Source organism: Deinococcus misasensis DSM 22328 (genome assembly GCF_000745915.1).
Classification (GTDB): Bacteria; Deinococcota; Deinococci; order Deinococcales; family Deinococcaceae; genus Deinococcus_C; species Deinococcus_C misasensis.
The window spans coordinates 12,647-30,645 of record NZ_JQKG01000033.1 but is presented as its reverse complement, the minus strand read 5'-3'; the positions used below and the strand labels follow the sequence as shown (position 1 = coordinate 30,645).

Sequence of the window (17,999 nt, the reverse complement as noted above, 5' to 3'; positions counted from 1 at the left end):
TCGGGATTCGGGAAAACCCTGTTGGGAACGCACTTTGAATGCTTAAGCACTGCGGGTGAATTCCCTGAAAGCGTCAAAAATTTACGCTTTTTTGGTTTTCCACTCGGGACGGTCCTTCACGAGCACCACACGGCGGACGTGGTCACGCAGGCGGAGAACGTCACCAATGCTGGTGAGGGGGTTGCCTCCGGCGTTGATGGTGTAGTACAGGTAGTACCCTTCGCGGTCCTTCTCGATGGAGTAGGCCAGACGACGGTTGCCGATCTCGTCGAGTTTGACGATTTCGCCTCCGGCGTTCTTCACGGTGGTCTCCACGTACTCCTTTTCGGTGAGGACTTGCTCACTGCTCAGGTTGGGGTTGAGGATCAGGTTCAGATCATACTGGGTCATGTTGCACCTCCTTTCATGCGGGAAACCGCAAGACACAAGTATACCAAAAATCTGGCAGCTTGGAAGGGTCTCTGAAGGGCCAGTTGATTATGATTATAGCATAATTCGAGGTGTGGTGTTGTGGGAAAAAGGGCATGGGTCGCTTGAGCTTTTGCTTTTTTGCCTTCTGCTTTCTGCCTTTTGCCTTCTGCTCCTCATCCTGTATCAAAAAACACGCTTGCCATGCATCGTTACGAATTTTGATAAACTGACAGCATGCCAACAGTCCTGGTCGTGGATGATGAAGCGTCCATCCTGCAACTCATTAAAATGACCCTGGAGCGGGCCGGATACGAAGTGATGACGGCCAGCAGTGCTTTCGCAGCACTCGAACTCCTGAGAAATCAGGTGCCAGACATCATTGTCTCAGATCTGGCCATGCCTTCCATGAACGGTCTTTCCTTCCTGCAAGTGGTGCGGGAAGAGATGAAAATCACCCATGTTCCCTTTGTGTTCCTCTCCAGCCATGCGGAAATCCAGCACATCCGCGCCGGGCTGGGCAGTGGGGCAGACGATTACCTCGCCAAGCCCTTTGACCGTCAGGAACTTCTGGATGCCATCGAACTGCGCCTCAGACGGGTGCAGGAATTCAAAGCCTCTCCAGAGCCCAGCGTCCTGATGCAGGTGTTTGCCCTGAACAAGTCGGTGGTGCTTTACCAGAAAGAAGTGGTCACCTGGGCCTCTCGCAAAGCCTGTGAGCTGTTCTATTTCCTGCTGGAAAAAGGACAGGTGTCCAGCTGGGAAGCTGCAGAAGCCCTCTGGCCTGAAAAGGACGAAGAGCGCGCCAGCAGCCTGTTCCACACCACCTTGCACCGCCTGAGAAAGTCCCTCTATCCAGAGGTGATTGCCACCAACAACCGCAGGTATTTCATCGACCCCAAGCTGTCTCTGGAATACGATGTGCGGAATTACACCCAACTGGCCCAGAAAGCCCTGACCAATGCCCAGAACTTTGAGCTGTTGCAGCAGGCGGTCAACACTTACGGCACTTTTCTGCCGGATTTTGACTCCGACTGGTGTGCAGACCGCCGTGCTGAACTGATGGAAACCCAACTCAGGTTGCTGCTCAGCCTTGCTGAAGGCTACGAGCAGGGAACCCAGATCCGTCTGGCCGCCAATGCTTACCAGCAAACCGTTCAGCTGGACCCTTTGCAGGACAGTGCCTGGGAAGGTCTGGCCCGCACCCTGACCTTGCTCAGAGACCCCCATGCCCCCAGAGCCGCCAAACGCGAACCCTGGTGGGCCACCAGCGATTTTTGATTAAGATTAAGAAAGGTTCATGCGCTTCTGTGCAATCTGAAGTGAGCAGCCTATAGCATGGGTGACAGTATGGTAGGCATGGTTTTCATCACTCTCGCAACCCTGGTCGGTCTGGGTTTCAACACCCTTCCGGACGGCACCCAGATTTTGATCACCAGCAAAGAGGGAGCCACGTCTATCGCCAGAGGAGAAATTCAGGATTTCACCCTGAACCTCAAAACCCTCAACAAAGGCATGTTGCCTGCAAACACAGAGGTCAGGATGCTGATCGTGACCCCTTTGCCGAGCCAGGTCAAAAAGGGTTTTGAAGGCATCACCACCAACGATGGCAAGGACATCTTGCTTGACCTCGGCACAGGACGGGGAAGTTTTCGTAAAATACTGAGTGAGAACTACAAAATCCGCCTGAAATTTGAATGACCTGAGCTTGACCCATTCCCTGACCTGAAGGAGAAGCGCAGATGGAAAAACGCATCCTGATCATTGAGGACAATCCTGACATCACCAACATCGTCACCTACGAATTGGAGCGTTCTGGATACCAGGTTCTGGCTGCTCCCGATGGGGTCAGCGGTCTGACCATGGCCCGTGAGCAAAACCCCGATCTGGTGATTCTGGACCTTGGACTTCCTGACTTTGACGGAGCAGAAATTGCCCGTCGCCTGAGAAAAACCAGCAGTGTGCCCATCATCATCCTGACCGCTCTGGACGCGGTGGACCGCAAAGTCAATTTGCTGGAAGCGGGTGCAGACGATTACCTCACCAAACCTTTCCACGCCGATGAACTGATCGCCCGTGTGCGTGTGCAACTCAGGCACCAGCAGCAAGGCGAAGTGATTGCCATTGGCAAGCTGGAAATCCATCCTCAAAAGCGCCTGTGCCAGTACGCTGGACAGGAAGTGCGTCTCTCTCCCAAAGAGTTTGACCTGCTGGCTTTTTTGGCCCGCCAACCCGGACGTGTGTACTCCAGAGAGGAAATCGAGCGTGAAGTCTGGAACGGAGAGCTCCCTTCCAACAGCAACGTGGTGGATGTGCACATGGCCAACATGCGTGCAAAACTGCGTGATCTGGACGGTTACGGCCTGATCCGCACGGTGCGTGGCATTGGTTACGCCCTGAAAACCCCCTGAGCGATGGCATGTCCCTTTTGAAATGACCCAGAGCAATTTCTTGCACCTGCGCCTTTTGCAGGTGCCTTTTTGTGGAACCGGTGGGATTTGATGCTGAGCATTCGTGCAAGAAACATTTTGCTGGTCAGTGCCCTCACTTTGCTGGTGATTCTGGTGGGCACCAGTGCAGCGTACATTGCCATGTTTTATGGACTGCAAAAACAAGAGGCCACCCAGTTGGAGCAGGACGCTTCCTTGATCGATGAAGCGTACCGCAATGGCCTCTCTGGTCGGCAGCCTGGAGGTCTGGAAGTGGATGTGTACGACCAGAAAAGTGGCGAACGCATTTACCCCAGTGATGTGCCCGCCTTGACCCTCTCAGACCTCAACCAGACCAGTGAATCTGTCTTGCGACGCAGTTATGCTGGACGCAATTACGTGATCGTTTTGCAACCCACAGAATTTGCCGGTGCCCCTTTGCTTTTGGCGGTGCGCAAAGACATCACGTACCTGCAGAATGTCGCCCGAGACGCCCTCACTGTGCTGGCTGGAGTGGTGCTGGGCATGCTGATCATTTCCATCGCTGCAGTGTACGTGGTGACGCGCACGGCACTGGCCCCTCTGGTGGATGTGTCAAGACAGACCCGGGCCATCAACGAAAACAACCTCAAACCCATCGAATATCAGGGGGCAGACGATGAGCTGGGTTTGTTGGTGGGGACCCTCAACCGGACCCTGAACCGCCTTGGTGAAGCCATCCACCAGCAGAAAATCCTGCTTGCCGAGGCCAGCCATGAGCTTCGCACCCCACTGACCGCGATCAGTGGCTATTTGCGTCGTGCAGAACGTGAAGTGCCAGAGGAGCAAAAACAATACATTCGGGATGCCGCTCGGGTGGCCGAAAGCATGACCCGTCTGGTCAATGACCTGCTGCAACTCTCCAGAGGGGAAATCCAGCAGTCTTACACCCCCCACTTCATCGAGTTGGAAGAACAGTTGCAAGAGGTCTCCAGAGATTTTCCCGGTCTGGAGGTGCAAACCTCTGGTTTGCTGGAAATGATTGGTGACCCTGAGCGTTTGATGCAGGTGTGGCGAAACCTGGTCAGCAATGCGGCTCGGGCGGCGGGGGACATCGAGAAAGTGCACATTCAGGCCACCCGAACCGGAGACCTGCTCAGGGTGGAAGTGGTGGACCGTGGTCCGGGCATTTCCGACGAAGAAAAAGAAAAAATCTTCCAGAAGTTTTACCGGGGCAAACACTCGGGCAGCAGTGGGCTGGGACTGACCATCGTGGCCCAGATTGTGCGGATGCATCAGGGGAACATCCAAGTGCTGGACACGCCCGGCGGAGGGGCCACCTTCAGTGTGGAGTTGCCTGCTCTGGAAGAAGAATGACCTGAAAGGTGACTGTCCAAAATCGGATGGTTTTGGACCCGGTCACCCGTTACCCTTGAAGCATGACATGGGAAAACATTCTGGCGATCCGGTCCCTCGGGATGTACGCGTTTCCAGAGGACTGGCATTTGCTGCGCGATCCCACCGACATGCTCTTCTTTGAGTCTGCAGAAGCAGCTCTGGCAGCAGGTTTCCAGCCGATGCCAGCGTCTTTGCGGGTCACAGAACGGGTGGCTGCCTTGTTGCTGGAAGATCCCCGTTTGAGCCCACAAGATCTTGCTCTTCAACTGAAAGTGTCTGTGCATCAGGTGGTGCGTGCATTCAAGAAGCACACCGGAATGACCCCCAGAGCGTTTGCCCGTTTGCAGCAACTGGAGATGTTCAAGACACACATTGCTCAGGGAAAAAACATCACCACCAGCCTGTATGATGCGGGCTTTGATTCACTTCGTGCCCTTTATGAGCGCAGCAACGGTTTTCTGGGAATGCAGCCCAGAGTGTACCAGCAGGGAGGCAAAAACATGACCATCTCACATGCAACCTTTGAGACCCCTTTTGGAGCCATGTTGATGGCAGTGACGGACCTCGGGGTGTGCAACTTGCAGTTTGGTGAACCAGAGGCTTTGCTCAACGCCTTGCAGAAAGAGTATCCCAGGGCTGCTCTGGTGCAGGATGAAGGTCGCATTGCTCCCCACAAGGAAGCTGTGCTGGCTTATTTGAGCGGAAAAACCTGCACGGTGGAGGTGCCACTGGATGTACAGGGCACGGATTTTCAGTGGAAGGTCTGGCAGGCCCTGCGGAGGATTCCCCACGGAGAGACCCGCTCTTATGCACAGGTGGCGGAAATGCTGGAAGCACCCAGAGCGGTTCGGGCCGTTGCTCGGGCCTGTGCCAGCAACAGTGTGGCCCTGATTGTGCCTTGCCACCGGGTGGTGCGCAGTGACGGTTCCCTCAGCGGCTACCGCTGGGGTCCAGAGCGCAAAGAACACATTCTGAGCTGGGAACACCAGACCCGAGGTTTGTTTTGAAGTTCAGCTCTGGGTGCGCCGACGGGTGCACTCGGGGCAGATCCCGTGAAACTCCAGACGCACCTCTTGAAGCTCGAAACCTGCAGGCAAAGAGGCCAGAGCTTTTTTCAGCTCTCTGACGTTTGGTGAAAACACATCCATGATTTTTCCGCAGCATTTGCACACGGCATGGTGGTGGTCTTCTTTGCGGGCATCGTAGCGGGTGACATCTCCAGCACTGTGGATTTTCACCAGATACCCATCGTCTGCGAGGGCTTCCAGAGAGCGGTACACGGTGCCCAGACTGATGTTGGGCAGCACCTGTTTCACCTGTGCATACACCCATGAGGCGTCTGGATGCACGTCGGTGCCCTGAACCACATCCAGAATGGCCTGACGTTGTTTGGTGAAGCGAACCACTCCCATACGGTTTTATTTTACATGGTTATGGAGATGGGGGCAAAATGCTGGGTCACGATTGAAGTTTAAAGTTCACAGGGGACTGGTGCCTTGAGCCGTGCAAAGCTTCACTTCAGGCATAAACCAAGGGGTGTTTTTAACTGTAAACTGAAAACTGTATACTGTTCACTGAATGCAAGACACCCTGAAACTCTCCGAACTGCTGCAATATACCAGCCTGATGGTGCAAAAAACCTTCTCGGGCTTTGTGTGGGTGCAGGCCGAGATTGCGTCCATGGCAGACCGCAGGCACCTGTACCTTGAACTCATCGAGATGGACGGCGCAGAGGAGGTTGCCAAGTGCCGGGCTTCCCTGTGGGCCAGAGACCGTTACCGCATCGAAAACAAATTCAAAGCCGCCACCGGAAACCCCTTGCAGGCCGGACTGGAAGTGATGCTCAAAGCCAACGTGGAATTCCACCCGAGGTACGGTTTCAGCCTGACCATTCTGGACATCGCTCCAGCGTTTACAGTGGGCCAGTTGCAAATCAAGTTGGACCGCATCCGCCAGAAATTGCAGCAACTCGGGGTGTGGGACCTGCAATCCAGACTGGGGTTTCCAGAGGTGCTCTCCAAAGTGCTGGTGGTCACGCCAGAGGAGGCCGCCAGTCTGGGAGACTTTCAACAGGGAATTGCTGCCATCGAGCAGGTGGGCCTCTGTGAATTTCGGTACCTGACGGCCACTTTTCAGGGAAAACAGGCGGTTCCCTCCATGGTCCGCACCCTGACAGAAGCCCTGCATTTGCGCTCAGAATGGGACTGGCAGGTGCTGGTGTTGATGCGCGGAGGGGGTTCGGTCACCGACCTGCACTGGCTCAGCGATGAAACCCTCACCCGAACCCTCTGTGAATTTCCATTGCCCGTGGTCACCGGCATCGGACACACCCGAGACCAGACTTTGCTGGATGAAGTGGCAGCCCTCAGCCTTGGCACCCCTTCCAAAGTGGCCCAGTGGGTGCTGGAATCAGCCCTCAAAGCCCCTCTGGAAGCCCTCGAAAACCACCAGAGCATTTTGCGGTTTGCCAGAGAGCGCCTTTCACAGCACAGGCAAAGTCTGGATGTCCTGAAACAGAACCTGCTGGATCAGGCATCCAGTGCAATCCAAGAGAAAAAGCACACCCTGGAACGCCAGATGGTGCAAATTCTGCAACTCGATCCGCAAAGCACCTTGCTGCGCGGTTATGCCTTGCCGTTTCATGGCAAAGAACGGCTCTCCACACGCGAGCAGGCTGCACAGCACAAGCATTTCACCCTCCGTTTTCAAGACGGAGACCTTGAGGTGACCCATGACCTATGAAACCCAATACCAGACCCTACGGCGCATCGCCAGAGAGATGGAAAACCCGGAGTTGCCACTGGATGAACTGGTGGCCCTGCTCAAAGAAGCCACCGAAGCTTATGCTGCCTGCAAAACCCATCTGGATGCTGCTCAGGAAGCTCTGGAAGCCCTTGAAGACCAAGCAGGATAGGGTCAGGCATCAAACATGGCCAGAGCATCCTCATCGAGGGTGTCCTGAATCCATTGCCTGAGGCTCTGGCGCAACTCCTCGGGCATTTCGTTTCTGTGCAGGTTTTTGAGGTGCTGCAATGCGGCAGGTGCTCCGCGGCCCACAAATTCACGCAAAATGATTTCCAGTTTGAACCACAAACTGTGGATTTCGGCGTTGCGTTTTTGCTGGTGGTAGGTGCGGTAAGCCATCATGATGTTGGGAGGCAAGGGATGCGGAACCTCCAGAACCTGATAGGTGGCACCTTCGGTTTCCTGCAAGGGTTGCAGGGCGTCACCATCCACCCACAAGCAGACCCGCGTGACCTTCCCGTTTTCTTGCAAGCAGCACCCTGTAAACACCTCCTGATACAGGCTGAGGTGCAGGTCTTGCCAGTTCTGGGGAACCACCGATCGGGGGATGCCATGGGTCAGGGCGAGCATGGCTCTGGCATGCTCGTAAGGCAACTGATAAGCACTGAAAGCAAAGTCAGGCAGGGTGTAGAGCAACTCCAGAGCACTCACCGCATCTTTGTTGCCACACTGTGCACTCACCAGTTCACCGCGAATGAACAGCAAGAACCCTTCCCGGTTTTTTGAAGCGATCACTGCGGTCAGGACATTTTCCTCGATCAGGGGGAGCAACTCCTGAATCACCTGTTCGGCCTGCATTTCGGTGCCCAAAGTTTCTGTGGTGGGCAGTTGAGACATCACCTGATCGCGCAAACTTTCAGGGATGCTCATGGGCTTTTCCTTGGGGAAAAGTAAATCAGGATGCTCATGCCAAGCAACCAGAGCAGTTCATAAACGGTGTGTGTGAAAGTGGACCAGGCTCCCACAATGGAAATGATTCGGCCCACATTGATCAGGGTCAGGGCAATGCTGATCACCTGAACCTGTTTGCCAATGCGGCCCCCTCCGATCAGGAAGCTTTGCAGCAGGTAAAGCACAAACACCAGCATGATGATGCCGTGAATCAAAATGTCCAGAAAGTTCATCTTGCTGATCTGCGTGGTGTACAGGTAGACGGTCACAGAACTGCAGACTGCTGCGATGCCAATCAACAAAGCAAAGCGTCCATTGGGATAAAGCCCTTGCTGTTCCATGATGTAAGGCAAACTGAAACTGCCCAGCATGATGCTCAGGGTGGCCAGCAAGAACACATAATCGCTGATGGGATCCAGGATGGAGGTGAGGTGAAGATACTGCTCTCCCGGAAACAACATGATGTCTCCGAGGGTCACCAGCACCACACCCCAGGCGAGGCCCAGAAAAGGGGTTTTGAGGGCTTTGGGTGCTTGCTGGTAGAACGTGGCAAGGGCTGCCGCCCCAAGGGCGTCACTGAGAACGACCGGGAGCAGGCGATAAGGAATCTCTGGACTGACCAGCACCAGAGCCAGCCAGACCACCCAGAAAAGCCCCATCAAAGTCAACCGCTGCGGTAGAGGAGTTCTCAGGAGCATGCTGGAATCAGTCTAACACAAGCTTTTGAGGGTCTGATGGGCCTCTGGCTGGGTATTGAGTTTGCATTGCCGCTTGTGCTAACATGGGGGCTTGAGTCCCCTTTTTGAAAAGGGGTGTTCTGGGAGGCACAAAAAATGTTTGCAATTGTCCAAAGTGGCGGCAAGCAGTACCGCGTCAGTGAAGGCGACGTGATCCGCGTTGAGCGCGTGAAAGCAGACGCCGGAGCTACCGTTGAACTGCCTGTTCTGCTCCTGCAAGGCGAAAATACCCTTCTTGGTGAAGGCGTACAGGGTAAAGTCGTGAAGGCCGAAGTGGTCGCTCACGGCCTCAGCAAAAAAATCTATGTCCGCAAGTACAAGAGCGGCATTCAATACCGTCGCCGTAACGGTCACCGTCAGCAGTTCACCACGCTGAAAATCACGGCGCTCGGTTAAGAGGTAACAGGCCATGGCACACAAAAAAGGTGTAGGTTCCTCTAAAAACGGTCGTGACAGCAACCCCAAATACCTCGGCGTCAAGAAATTTGGCGGCGAAGTGGTGCTTGCTGGCAACATCCTGGTTCGTCAACGCGGCACCAAGTTCCAGGCTGGCAACGGCGTGGGCATGGGTCGCGATCACACCCTCTTCGCTCTGCAAGACGGCGTTGTGACTTTCGCCGACAAAGGCACCAAGGGCCGCTTCATCAGCGTTCTGCCCCAAGTTGCAGCAGCAGACTGATCTTTAAAGTCCAGTGAGGGCCAGCTCAAAACTGGCCCTCACTTTTGTCATGTGGCTCATCTTCAAAAGCCTGAGACTCAAGCCATGTCCAAACCTGTTTTTCACACCCCTTTCCGTTGTTTTCTGACCGGCCTGCTCCTGAGCCTTCCAGCTCAGGCGGCACCTGAATTCAACACGGTGCACATGGTCACACCAGAGCAGATCTGGGGTTTCTCTGGAGGAGGCATCTACCTGTCCAGAGATGCAGGCCAGAGCTGGAACATGGTGACCCCCCAGTTTGCAGAGCCCGTGCAAAACATGCAAGGTTTCGCTCTGGACGAAAAACGGGCATGGGTGACGGCCCAGAGGGGATCCAAAGTGGTGCTCGCCCTGACCCAGGATGCCGGCCAGAACTGGACCGAACTGGTGTTGTCTGACAAAGGGCAGGGGGCATGGATCAAGTTCCGCGATTCCCAAAATGGCATGGCTGCGGTTTTTCTGGATGCAGGTGCAGGACATCAGGGTTTCACCCTGCTGAAGACCAGCAATGGGGGCATCAGCTGGCAGAAGGTGAACAGCAGCAAAGCCGGGTATTTTCAGCTCCCCGAGTTCAAAAACGGCAACCTGCCAGACGTGTGCTGCTTCACCGATGCGGTGGTTTTGAACGATCGGATGGCTCTGGTCACCGGGGCTTATGCGGCCATCGAAAAGCCTTATTTTTTCCGCAGCACCAACGCGGGGAAGACTTTTGTGGCGGGCAGTTCGGCCCTTCCCTTGAATGCCACCGAGCGCAAAAGCTTTGCCCGATTCGAAATCCCGTATGCTAAAGGGGATGTGGTGCTTCTTGCAGGCATCTTCAGCACCCCACAACAGGCCAGTTATCTGGTGACGTTTCTCTCTCAGGATGCAGGAAAAAGCTGGGTCCGCGGCGAGAAACTCAACCCGAAGGCCAAACCGCAACTGATACAGGTGCTCTACACGGACGCCAAAAATGCATTCTCCTGGGTGGGAGGGAAGCTCTACAAAAGCACCACCGCAGGACAGACCTGGCACGAACTCAAAGTGCCCTTTGAAAACACGGAAGATCTGAAACAGATCTCCTTTGCAGACCCCAACAGCGGTCTGGCTCTCCTGGACACGTCCCTGTGGATCACTTTGAATGGCGGAGAGTCATGGCAGGAAATCAAGAGGTGAAGTGTGGCTTTTCGAGATGTGCTCGAAATTGAAGTGATTGCAGGCAACGGTGGCGATGGATCCATGAGTTTCCACCGGGCCAAATACATGCCCAAAGGTGGACCAGATGGTGGCCACGGGGGCAAAGGTGGCAGTGTTTTCCTGAGGGCCGTGAACAACGTCAGCAGTCTGGACACCCTGATTGGCAAACGCAAGTACAAAGCCAGCAACGGCTGGTACGGTGAAGGCCGTTTGCGCAACGGCAAAGACGGCGAAGACCTTGTGATTGATGTGCCCGTGGGCACCACCGCTTTTGATGTGGAATCGGGCCGGGTCATCGCAGACCTCACGGAAGTCGGACAGGTCAAAAGGGTCGCCAAAGGCGGCTCGGGCGGACGGGGCAACAGCGTGTTCGTGACCCCCACCCGTCAGGCCCCGAGGTTTGCAGAGCTGGGCACCAAAGGCGAGAACCGCAAAATCCGTCTGGAATTGCGCCTCATTGCCGATGTGGGACTGGTGGGTTACCCCAACGCCGGGAAATCCAGTTTGCTCTCCAGACTTTCCAGAGCCAACCCCGAGATTGCCGATTACCCCTTCACCACCCTGAGCCCCATTCTGGGTGTGGTGACCCGCGAAGACCAGCAAGACCAGCGGTTCACTCTGGCAGACATCCCCGGCATCATCGAAGGGGCCTCTGAAGGGAAAGGTCTGGGACTGGAATTCCTGCGTCACATCAGCCGGACCCGTTTGCTGGTGTATGTGCTGGCCGGCGATCAGGACCCTGTCGGCAACCTGAGAAGCCTGCAAGAAGAACTGCGCAGCTACGACCCGAGTTTGCTGGACGCTGCTGCCTGCATCGTGCTCAACAAAATCGACCTCATCGAAGATGATGTGCAGGAAATGATCGAAGAGGAACTGCAGGAATTCGGACTGCCCATTTTGCGGATCAGCGCTCTGGAAGAACTGGGCTTGGACGAACTCAAAGAAACCCTCTTTGAATTGCTGCCCTCCCGTGAACTCTGGCGTGAAACCCACGCTCTGGAAGAGGAACCTGAAGTGGTTCGCATCGAGCCCCTGCGGATCGTGCGCCACGAAGAAATTTACCCCTCTGAAGATGGTTACGAACAGGAAATCGAAGTCGTCTGGGAAGTGGTCGGAGGTGGCTTCGCAGAAAGGTTGGGCCGTTTTGCCCGTTACCTTGACGATGCTGCCGAATACTTGCAGGCCTACTTCAAGCGCGAAGGGCTGTTCAATGCCCTCAAGCGTGCAGGGGCCAAACAGGGCGACACAGTGGAAATTGGCATCATGAAGTTTGAGTACTTTGAGGATGACAACTGAAGCAGAAGGCAGAAGAAAGCTGTGGCATCAGCAATGTAGGGCGAGGCCTGCCTCGCCCCTACATCTGCGCTCTGCCACAAGGCACGTCTAGCCTCTGTTCTCTTCTGAACCGCTCCCCACTAGGTTTTTCCACCCAAACTCTTATAATGAAACAGCTGAGCGTGGCATGATGACAATCCCCCCACACCTCGATTTCTGGGCAAGACGCATACAACTGATGGTGAAACCCCGCCGGTTTGAACATGTGTTGCGGGTGGCTGAACTGGCTTCACAGATTGCACAGGCCAATGGTCTGAATGCCGATCTGGCTTATGAAGCGGGTTTGCTGCACGACATTGCCCGGGATGTGAGCAGCACCGACCTCCTCAAACTGGCCCCACCAGAGTGCCCCATCGATGAGCAGCACCCTCTGGCGCTGCATGGTCGGGCAGGTCGGGCGTTGCTGGAGTATTGGGGATATGCCAATCAGGACGTGCTGTACGCTGTGGAAGAACACACCACTGGACCCCATCCAGAGCGGCCCATCAGTGCTGTGGTGTACATCGCAGATGTGAGTGAGCCCGGACGAAACGTGAACCACCACATCCGCGAGATGGCGTTCCATGACCTGAAAGGGGCTCTGGATCTGGCCATCGGCAGCAAAGTGCGTTACCTGCAAGGGCGGGGCATTCATGTGCATCCACGCACCATGCAGGTGTATGAGGCCATGAACCTGTGAAACACTCTTGCAGAAAGCACCACGGCACAGAGGACCAAAGCCCAAAGGACCACGCATGACACGGAAGACCAGCAATCAAAGGCGCGTCTGGCGCACCGTTCAACTCACCAGCCTGATGCTGGCCGCCAGCGGCTTGCTGGGATTTGCCCTGATGAGTGCACAGGGCATCACCGGAAAACGGGCCAGTCTGGTGACCGCCAGTGGAGAAGCACCGAGTTTCACGGTGCTGCTGGCCGGTCTGGAAGCCTCGTATTGTGCGTGGGCCACCCCCACTGCTCCTGCCCGCAAATGCACCCCTGAAGAAGCCACCGATCCCAACAAGGTGCTCGATGGGATGCACACCGACACCATCATGCTGGCCCGTTTCAACAAAACGGATGTGCAGATCCTCAACATTCCCAGAGACACCCAGGCCGAGGGGACGTTTCGCAAGATCAACTCCTCCTTCAAAATTGGAGGCACCGACCTGTTCGTCAGCGACGTGGAAACCCTGATTGGTGAGCGCATTGATTACCATGCTCTGGTCCGTCTGGACTTTGTCGCAGAAGTGATTGATGCTCTGGGGGGTCTGGATGTGGTGGCTCCGGCAGATGTGAATTTCGAAGACCGGGCTGCCGATCTGCGCCTGAAACTGACCGCTGGCCCCCATCATCTGAATGGCAAAGATGCGGTGGCGTTCTTGCGGATGCGCAAAGCCCCCGGCTGGGGGGACGATTATGGCCGCATTGACCGCCAGAAACTCGCCATTGCTCAGCTGCTGGACAAACTGCGCAGCACCCAAGGTCTGGCGGCGTTGCCGGGCATCCTGACCCAGTTCAACAACGGGGTGATCACCAATGCCGACCCGAGTTTGCTGGATGCCATGGTGCCTTTCCTGAAAAGCTACCGTTTGCAAATGGCCACCTTGCCCACCCTTGAAATTCAAGGTTCCAGCAATCTGGCGGTGGACCGTGCAGCTCTGGACGCTTTGCGTGCCCCCACCACTCTGGTGAACAGCCAGACCCTGCCAGAGGGTCCGGTCCGCATCGTGGATGGGACGGGCACCCAGTTGGGTCAGAAGCTCTCCCGTTACATGACCCAGCAGGGTTACAAGATTTCCCGTGTGGAGGTCCAGACCGCCAGTTCCGAGCAGAGTTCGGTGGTGACCCGCAATCTGGTGAACGATGCTGAAGCCGTGTCCACCCGCCTCGACCTTCCGAGAATCCAGACCCTGCGCCTGCCTGTGGAGTACGGCGAAGTGGTGGTGTTCCTCGGACAGGATGCCAACACCAAATACGCAGCTCTGGCTGCCCTTCCTGAAACCCCTTCCAGTCAGTAAAATTTCCTGCTGACAGGAAACCTGAACCCGGGTGAAGCTGAACTTGACCCGATTGAACCCCTTCAAGGAGAACCATGCAAGATCAAACCCTGATTCAACTGATTGTCAACGCTGCCCGCGACAAACGCGCCGAGGATGTGGTGGTCCTGGATCTGCACGACGTGAGCTCCACCCTTGATTACTTCATCATCTGCACGGCCAGTGCTGGTCTGCAAATCAACGCTGTGCAAAATGCCATCCGTGAAGCCACCAAAGAAAATGGGGTGCACGCGGTGGGCATCGAAGGCCCGAGTGACCGCTGGGTGCTCATCAACTTCGGCACGGTGATTGTGCACGTCATGACGAAAGAGGCTCGTGATTATTATGACCTTGAGGGTCTCTGGTCGGATGCCCGGAACGTTGCGATTTAGGCAAAACCACGTCCACTTGTGTTCCACCTCCATCGGGGGTGGACATTTTCAAATGGCCCCCGTGGGCTTCCACAAAACGCTTGACCACTGCCAGACCCAGACCCCAGCCTTTCTTGCCGCCATTGCGTTTTAAGCGGTAGAAAGGCTCCATCACTTTTTTCTGTTCTTCCTCGGGGATGCCGGGGCCATAATCGCGCACGCTGACCGTCACTTCTTTGCCAATGGCGTACACCCCGATGTCCACGTTGGTGTGGGCCGGAGCATATTTCAGGCCGTTGTCCACGAGGTTGCGGATCACCTGTTTGATGCGCACCACATCCACATCCAGCATGACCGGGGTGAGGGGCAGGATGCACTGCACACGGGGTTCTTCCTGTGCAAATTCACGGACCAGTTCGCGGATGTCGATGCGCTCCCATTTCAGTTCGAGGTTGACGTACACGTCTTCCAGTCGGCTGAGGTCGGTGAGCACGGTCAATTCCTGGGTGCTGTTGACCAGACGTTCCAGCAGGGTGCGCCTCTGGTCGGCGGTCAGGGAGTCCCGGCTCAGCAGGTTGGTGGCCAGCACCAGTTGCTGCAAAGGCTTGCGAAGCTCATGGGAGGTGATGGCGTTCAGTTCCATCTGGAGCTGTTTCTGGGCCTCCACTTTGGCTTTTTCTGATGTGTAATTCACCCAGATGCGGGTCATCATGGCAGCCAGCAAACCAAAGGTGATGGAAATCAGGATGCGCAGCCAGAACTGCTGGGTGCGCAGGGCGTACAAGACGCTCAGGCGGTTTTCCTGAATCAAATCTCGGGATTGCATGGAAAGCTGCATGGACTCCCTGTAGGCTTTTTCCAGCAACTGAAGGTTGGCAGGATTGGACTTGAGTGCCTCTTTCAAAGTGTCCAGAATGCTCCCGAGTCGGGCATCTCCGAACTTTTCCACATCCTGAATTTGTGGAAATTGTAGGGTGGGGTTCTGGAAGGTTTCATTGAGCAGGGCCACGTTCTCTTCATAGTTGGCACTGCAAATCTGGTGGTCTGCCACCTGCATCAGGATGCAGGCGATGCGCTGGTTGAGCTGGTAATAGTGGTGGTTGCTCCAGATCAGGTTCTGGCGGGTCAGGGCCTCATAAGAGGGCAAAAACGCCAGAGTGAACAGCACAAACGACAGGCCAGCCACCAGAATTGCGGCAATCAGAGGGGCAAACCTGTAACGCAACATGCTCACTCCACACGGATGCTCTTGAGAAACCACACCCACTTGCTGCCATATTCCAGCACATTGAACCGCTCAGGGTAGGCGTGGCTGGGAAAAACCACCAGCAAAGGGCCTTTGTCTGCGATGGTCAAGGGTTTGCCATCTCCTTTGAAGGCAATCATGACCGGGTAATCCAACACATCCTCGGCATTGATGAAGGTGCTGTAGTCGTTGGTGGCCACCATGTACAGTTTCTCGGGTTTGAGCTTCAGGTGGTCCATCAGGTCTGCAACCATCACTCCTTGATAGGTGTGCGGATTTTTGACATCGTCAGGACGACTGGTGCGGTATTCGATGGTCCGGAAAGACTCCAGTTGTTTTTGGGTGAAGGTGGTGGTGCCTGCCATGGAATTGATGGTCAAGACCACGGGATCGGAACCGGCTTCTGGCATGGCCTGTGCGGGTTGCACCTCCCGATAAACTTCAGGTTTCATGCAGCCCGAGAGCAGCAACAACACACCAGAGACCAGATAAGCCCGCATACTCTACAGGATACTATGCTTTTGTGACACCAATCATGTTGGCATGGAAAGTGCTTCCAGCCCCCAGATCGGTCAGGCGTTCCGAGGTGAGGGTGTTGATGCTTTTTCCGTCTCTGGCACTGAGTCCCCACCAGCTTCCTTCCAGCACCACCACCCCTTGCGTGACCCCTTCATGGAGCTTCACTTTGCGCAGCACCTCACCCTGAGGGCTGTACAGCACTGCGAGGTCCCCATCGTGCAGGCCGGACTTTTCGGCGTCCAGAGGGTGCATCAAGCAGGAAGGCTCTCCGCCTTCAGCCTGATTGAGGTTTGTCAGGTTTCCGTAAGTGCTGTTCAGAAAGTGGTGTGCAGGAGGGGTGAGCAAACGGAAAGGATGCTGCTCGGTGGGTTGCAGGCTGTCCGGGGTGTGATGCGGAGCAGGGGAGAGCTGCACTTTGCCCGACTTGGTGGGTGCCCCTTGCTGGTAAGGCAAGAAGCCCTCTTCAAGGTTCAGGCGAATCGAGCTTTCCTGCTTGATGCGCTCTGGGGTGATGCCTTTTAAGAAAGGATGGTCGGTGTCCAGTAGGTGCTCCAGAAGCTGGTCCATGCTCCAGTACAGGGTTTCTTCGGTCAGGCCCAGACGCTTGCCCAGTTCCTGAAAGACCCAGGTGTTGGGTCTGGCTTCGCCGGGGGCATTCAGCACTTTGGGGTTGTAACCCAGATGGGTGTGACCGTAACTGGTGTACAGGTCCTCGTGCTCCATGAAGGTGGTGGCAGGCAGCACATAATCCGCGAGTCTCGCGGTTTCGGTCATGGCCTGTTCCAGGACCACCACCAGCAGATCTTCCCTCTGGAAGCCCTGAATCACCCGGTCGCTGTCTGGAGCGACCACCACCGGATTGGAGTTGTACACGAACATGGCCTTGATGCCTTTTTCGGGTTCCAGAGCACTGGCAAGCTGGGTCATGTTGATGCTGAGGGTGCCCGGCCCAATCAGGTGTGCAGCCCCCAGCTTTTTGCGGTTCAGGTGGAAATAACCGCTGGTGGACAGGGTGACCCCTCCGCCCCGGTGTTTCCACTGGCCCATCACGGCAGGCAGCATCAGGACGGCACGCAGGTTGTTCCCACCGTATTCATGGCGGGTCATGCCGTAACCCACCCGGATGTAAGAGGGGGTGGTGGTGGCGTATTCTCGGGCCAGCGTTTCAATCTTGGCTGCTGGAATCCCCGTGATCTCTGAAACCTGCTCTGGTGTGTACTCTCTGGAGGCTTCGCGCAGGTCTTCACTTCCGATGCAGGCCTCTTCCAGATAGGCCCGGTCTTCCAGACCCCACTCGAAAATCAGGTGCATGAAACCCAGCACCAGAGCTGCGTCGGTGCCCGGACGGATTTTGATGTGCTCATCGGCAAACAGGCTGGTTTTGCTCTGGTAAGGGTCGATGTGGTAAATTTTCGCCCCATTCTTGCGGGCTTTTTTCAGCCAGGGGGTCAGGTGGCTGTTGGTGGTCAGGCTGTTGATGCCCCACAAAAAGATCAGTCTGGCATGGGGAACATCCTCTGGAATGACCCCGTAACGTGGGCCGTAAGTGGTCATCCACGCTTCGGTGCCTGCGGTGGCGCAAATGGTTTCTTCCAGTTCATTGGCCCCCAGGGCCCGGAAAAAGGCGTGCACGTGACTGCTTTCCCTGAGGCCCATGCTGCCAGCATAGTTGTAGCGCATCAGGGCATGGGGGCCGTGCTCTGCCAGAACCTGCTTCAGGCGTGCTGCAATCTCATCAAGGGCCTGATCCCACGAGATCCGCACAAACGCCCCATCCACTTTTTTCATGGGATGGAGGGGACGCTCGGGGTGGTACTGCCGGGCCGGGTAATGCACGGTCTTGGCGCAGGCAAAGCCCTGGGTGATCGGGTGGGTGGGGTCTCCCGTCACTTTGATGGCCTTTTCGCCCAGCACTTCATCGGGGGCAACGGTGATTTTCAGACGACAGGCGTCTGGGCAGTCCAGAGGGCAGGTGAGGATCACATCACGCATG

At 55.8% G+C, this 17,999-nt stretch carries 21 protein-coding genes; 14 read left to right on the top strand and 7 right to left on the bottom strand.

Features of this window, described 5'->3' with window-relative positions:
• Window positions 1-81: 81 nt before the first annotated feature.
• Entirely contained in the window at window positions 82-390 is a 309-nt protein-coding gene (rpsF, locus tag Q371_RS17230) for a 30S ribosomal protein S6 (protein WP_034342591.1), read from the bottom strand.
• A gap of 255 nt (window positions 391-645) precedes the next feature.
• On the opposite strand from rpsF, the gene Q371_RS17225 reads away from it, so the two are divergent.
• The 5 genes from Q371_RS17225 (at window position 646) to Q371_RS17205 (ending at window position 5,221) form a co-directional block, all read left to right on the top strand.
• Window positions 646-1,689: an AfsR/SARP family transcriptional regulator gene (locus Q371_RS17225; protein WP_034342589.1), complete on the top strand. Its 1,044-nt coding sequence runs from the start codon at window positions 646-648 to the stop codon at window positions 1,687-1,689.
• A 78-nt stretch (window positions 1,690-1,767) separates the two neighbouring features.
• A complete protein-coding gene (locus tag Q371_RS17220; RefSeq protein WP_157442778.1) occupies window positions 1,768-2,109 on the top strand; it encodes a hypothetical protein in 342 nt (113 codons plus the stop codon).
• Window positions 2,110-2,150: 41 nt separating this feature from the next.
• On the top strand, window positions 2,151-2,819 hold the full coding sequence (locus tag Q371_RS17215; RefSeq protein ID WP_034342585.1) for a response regulator transcription factor: 669 nt from the start codon (window positions 2,151-2,153) through the stop codon (window positions 2,817-2,819).
• A gap of 90 nt (window positions 2,820-2,909) precedes the next feature.
• Window positions 2,910-4,193, top strand: a complete 1,284-nt coding sequence (locus tag Q371_RS25915) for a HAMP domain-containing sensor histidine kinase (protein ID WP_051964685.1) — start codon at window positions 2,910-2,912, stop codon at window positions 4,191-4,193.
• Window positions 4,194-4,255: 62 nt separating this feature from the next.
• Entirely contained in the window at window positions 4,256-5,221 is a 966-nt protein-coding gene (locus Q371_RS17205; protein ID WP_051964683.1) for a bifunctional transcriptional activator/DNA repair enzyme AdaA, read from the top strand.
• Between the two features lie 3 nt (window positions 5,222-5,224).
• Here Q371_RS17205 and Q371_RS17200 read toward each other — a convergent pair whose 3' ends face one another.
• Window positions 5,225-5,626, bottom strand: a complete 402-nt coding sequence (locus Q371_RS17200) for a Fur family transcriptional regulator (RefSeq protein WP_034342582.1) — start codon at window positions 5,624-5,626, stop codon at window positions 5,225-5,227.
• 166 nt (window positions 5,627-5,792) lie between these two features.
• Here Q371_RS17200 and xseA point away from each other — a divergent pair, with 166 nt between their 5' ends.
• Together xseA and xseB are read left to right on the top strand one after the other, a co-directional pair.
• On the top strand, window positions 5,793-6,956 hold the full coding sequence (gene xseA / locus Q371_RS17195; protein ID WP_034342580.1) for an exodeoxyribonuclease VII large subunit: 1,164 nt from the start codon (window positions 5,793-5,795) through the stop codon (window positions 6,954-6,956).
• Window positions 6,946-7,128, top strand: coding sequence for an exodeoxyribonuclease VII small subunit (gene xseB / locus Q371_RS17190; RefSeq protein WP_034342578.1), 183 nt, complete (start codon window positions 6,946-6,948; stop codon window positions 7,126-7,128). Before xseA ends, xseB begins: the two co-directional genes overlap by 11 nt.
• A 2-nt stretch (window positions 7,129-7,130) precedes the next feature.
• Here the strand turns inward: xseB and Q371_RS17185 are convergent, their stop codons facing one another.
• Both Q371_RS17185 and Q371_RS17180 read right to left on the bottom strand, forming a co-directional pair.
• Complete coding sequence (locus Q371_RS17185) at window positions 7,131-7,889, bottom strand: hypothetical protein (RefSeq protein ID WP_034342576.1); 759 nt, start codon at window positions 7,887-7,889, stop codon at window positions 7,131-7,133.
• Entirely contained in the window at window positions 7,886-8,608 is a 723-nt protein-coding gene (locus Q371_RS17180) for a hypothetical protein (RefSeq protein WP_157442777.1), read from the bottom strand. Before Q371_RS17180 ends, Q371_RS17185 begins: the two co-directional genes overlap by 4 nt.
• Window positions 8,609-8,743: 135 nt before the next feature.
• Between Q371_RS17180 and rplU the strand changes: the two genes are divergently transcribed.
• The 7 genes from rplU (at window position 8,744) to rsfS (ending at window position 14,262) form a co-directional block, all read left to right on the top strand.
• Window positions 8,744-9,043, top strand: coding sequence for a 50S ribosomal protein L21 (gene rplU / locus Q371_RS26535; protein WP_084571502.1), 300 nt, complete (start codon window positions 8,744-8,746; stop codon window positions 9,041-9,043).
• A gap of 13 nt (window positions 9,044-9,056) precedes the next feature.
• The gene (gene rpmA, locus Q371_RS17170; RefSeq protein ID WP_034342570.1) at window positions 9,057-9,326 is read left to right on the top strand and encodes a 50S ribosomal protein L27; all 270 of its coding nucleotides are present in this window, start codon (window positions 9,057-9,059) and stop codon (window positions 9,324-9,326) included.
• A gap of 84 nt (window positions 9,327-9,410) precedes the next feature.
• Entirely contained in the window at window positions 9,411-10,499 is a 1,089-nt protein-coding gene (locus Q371_RS17165; RefSeq protein ID WP_034342568.1) for a VPS10 domain-containing protein, read from the top strand.
• A 3-nt stretch (window positions 10,500-10,502) separates the two neighbouring features.
• The gene (gene obgE, locus Q371_RS17160) at window positions 10,503-11,816 is read left to right on the top strand and encodes a GTPase ObgE (protein ID WP_034342566.1); all 1,314 of its coding nucleotides are present in this window, start codon (window positions 10,503-10,505) and stop codon (window positions 11,814-11,816) included.
• A 166-nt stretch (window positions 11,817-11,982) separates the two neighbouring features.
• Window positions 11,983-12,534, top strand: a complete 552-nt coding sequence (gene yqeK, locus Q371_RS17155) for a bis(5'-nucleosyl)-tetraphosphatase (symmetrical) YqeK (protein WP_034342563.1) — start codon at window positions 11,983-11,985, stop codon at window positions 12,532-12,534.
• 55 nt (window positions 12,535-12,589) lie between these two features.
• The gene (locus tag Q371_RS17150; RefSeq protein WP_034342561.1) at window positions 12,590-13,852 is read left to right on the top strand and encodes an LCP family protein; all 1,263 of its coding nucleotides are present in this window, start codon (window positions 12,590-12,592) and stop codon (window positions 13,850-13,852) included.
• Window positions 13,853-13,926: 74 nt separating this feature from the next.
• Window positions 13,927-14,262: a ribosome silencing factor gene (rsfS, locus tag Q371_RS26530; protein WP_084571500.1), complete on the top strand. Its 336-nt coding sequence runs from the start codon at window positions 13,927-13,929 to the stop codon at window positions 14,260-14,262.
• Here the strand turns inward: rsfS and Q371_RS17140 are convergent.
• The 3 genes from Q371_RS17140 to Q371_RS17130 are packed head-to-tail and all read right to left on the bottom strand — an operon-like array spanning window position 14,189 to window position 17,998.
• A complete protein-coding gene (locus Q371_RS17140; protein WP_034342557.1) occupies window positions 14,189-15,469 on the bottom strand; it encodes a sensor histidine kinase in 1,281 nt (426 codons plus the stop codon). The genes rsfS and Q371_RS17140 overlap by 74 nt on opposite strands.
• A gap of 2 nt (window positions 15,470-15,471) precedes the next feature.
• Entirely contained in the window at window positions 15,472-15,987 is a 516-nt protein-coding gene (locus Q371_RS17135; RefSeq protein ID WP_034342555.1) for a putative pterin-binding protein, read from the bottom strand.
• Between the two features lie 13 nt (window positions 15,988-16,000).
• On the bottom strand, window positions 16,001-17,998 hold the full coding sequence (locus Q371_RS17130; protein ID WP_034342553.1) for a molybdopterin-containing oxidoreductase family protein: 1,998 nt from the start codon (window positions 17,996-17,998) through the stop codon (window positions 16,001-16,003).
• Window position 17,999 lies beyond the last annotated feature (1 nt).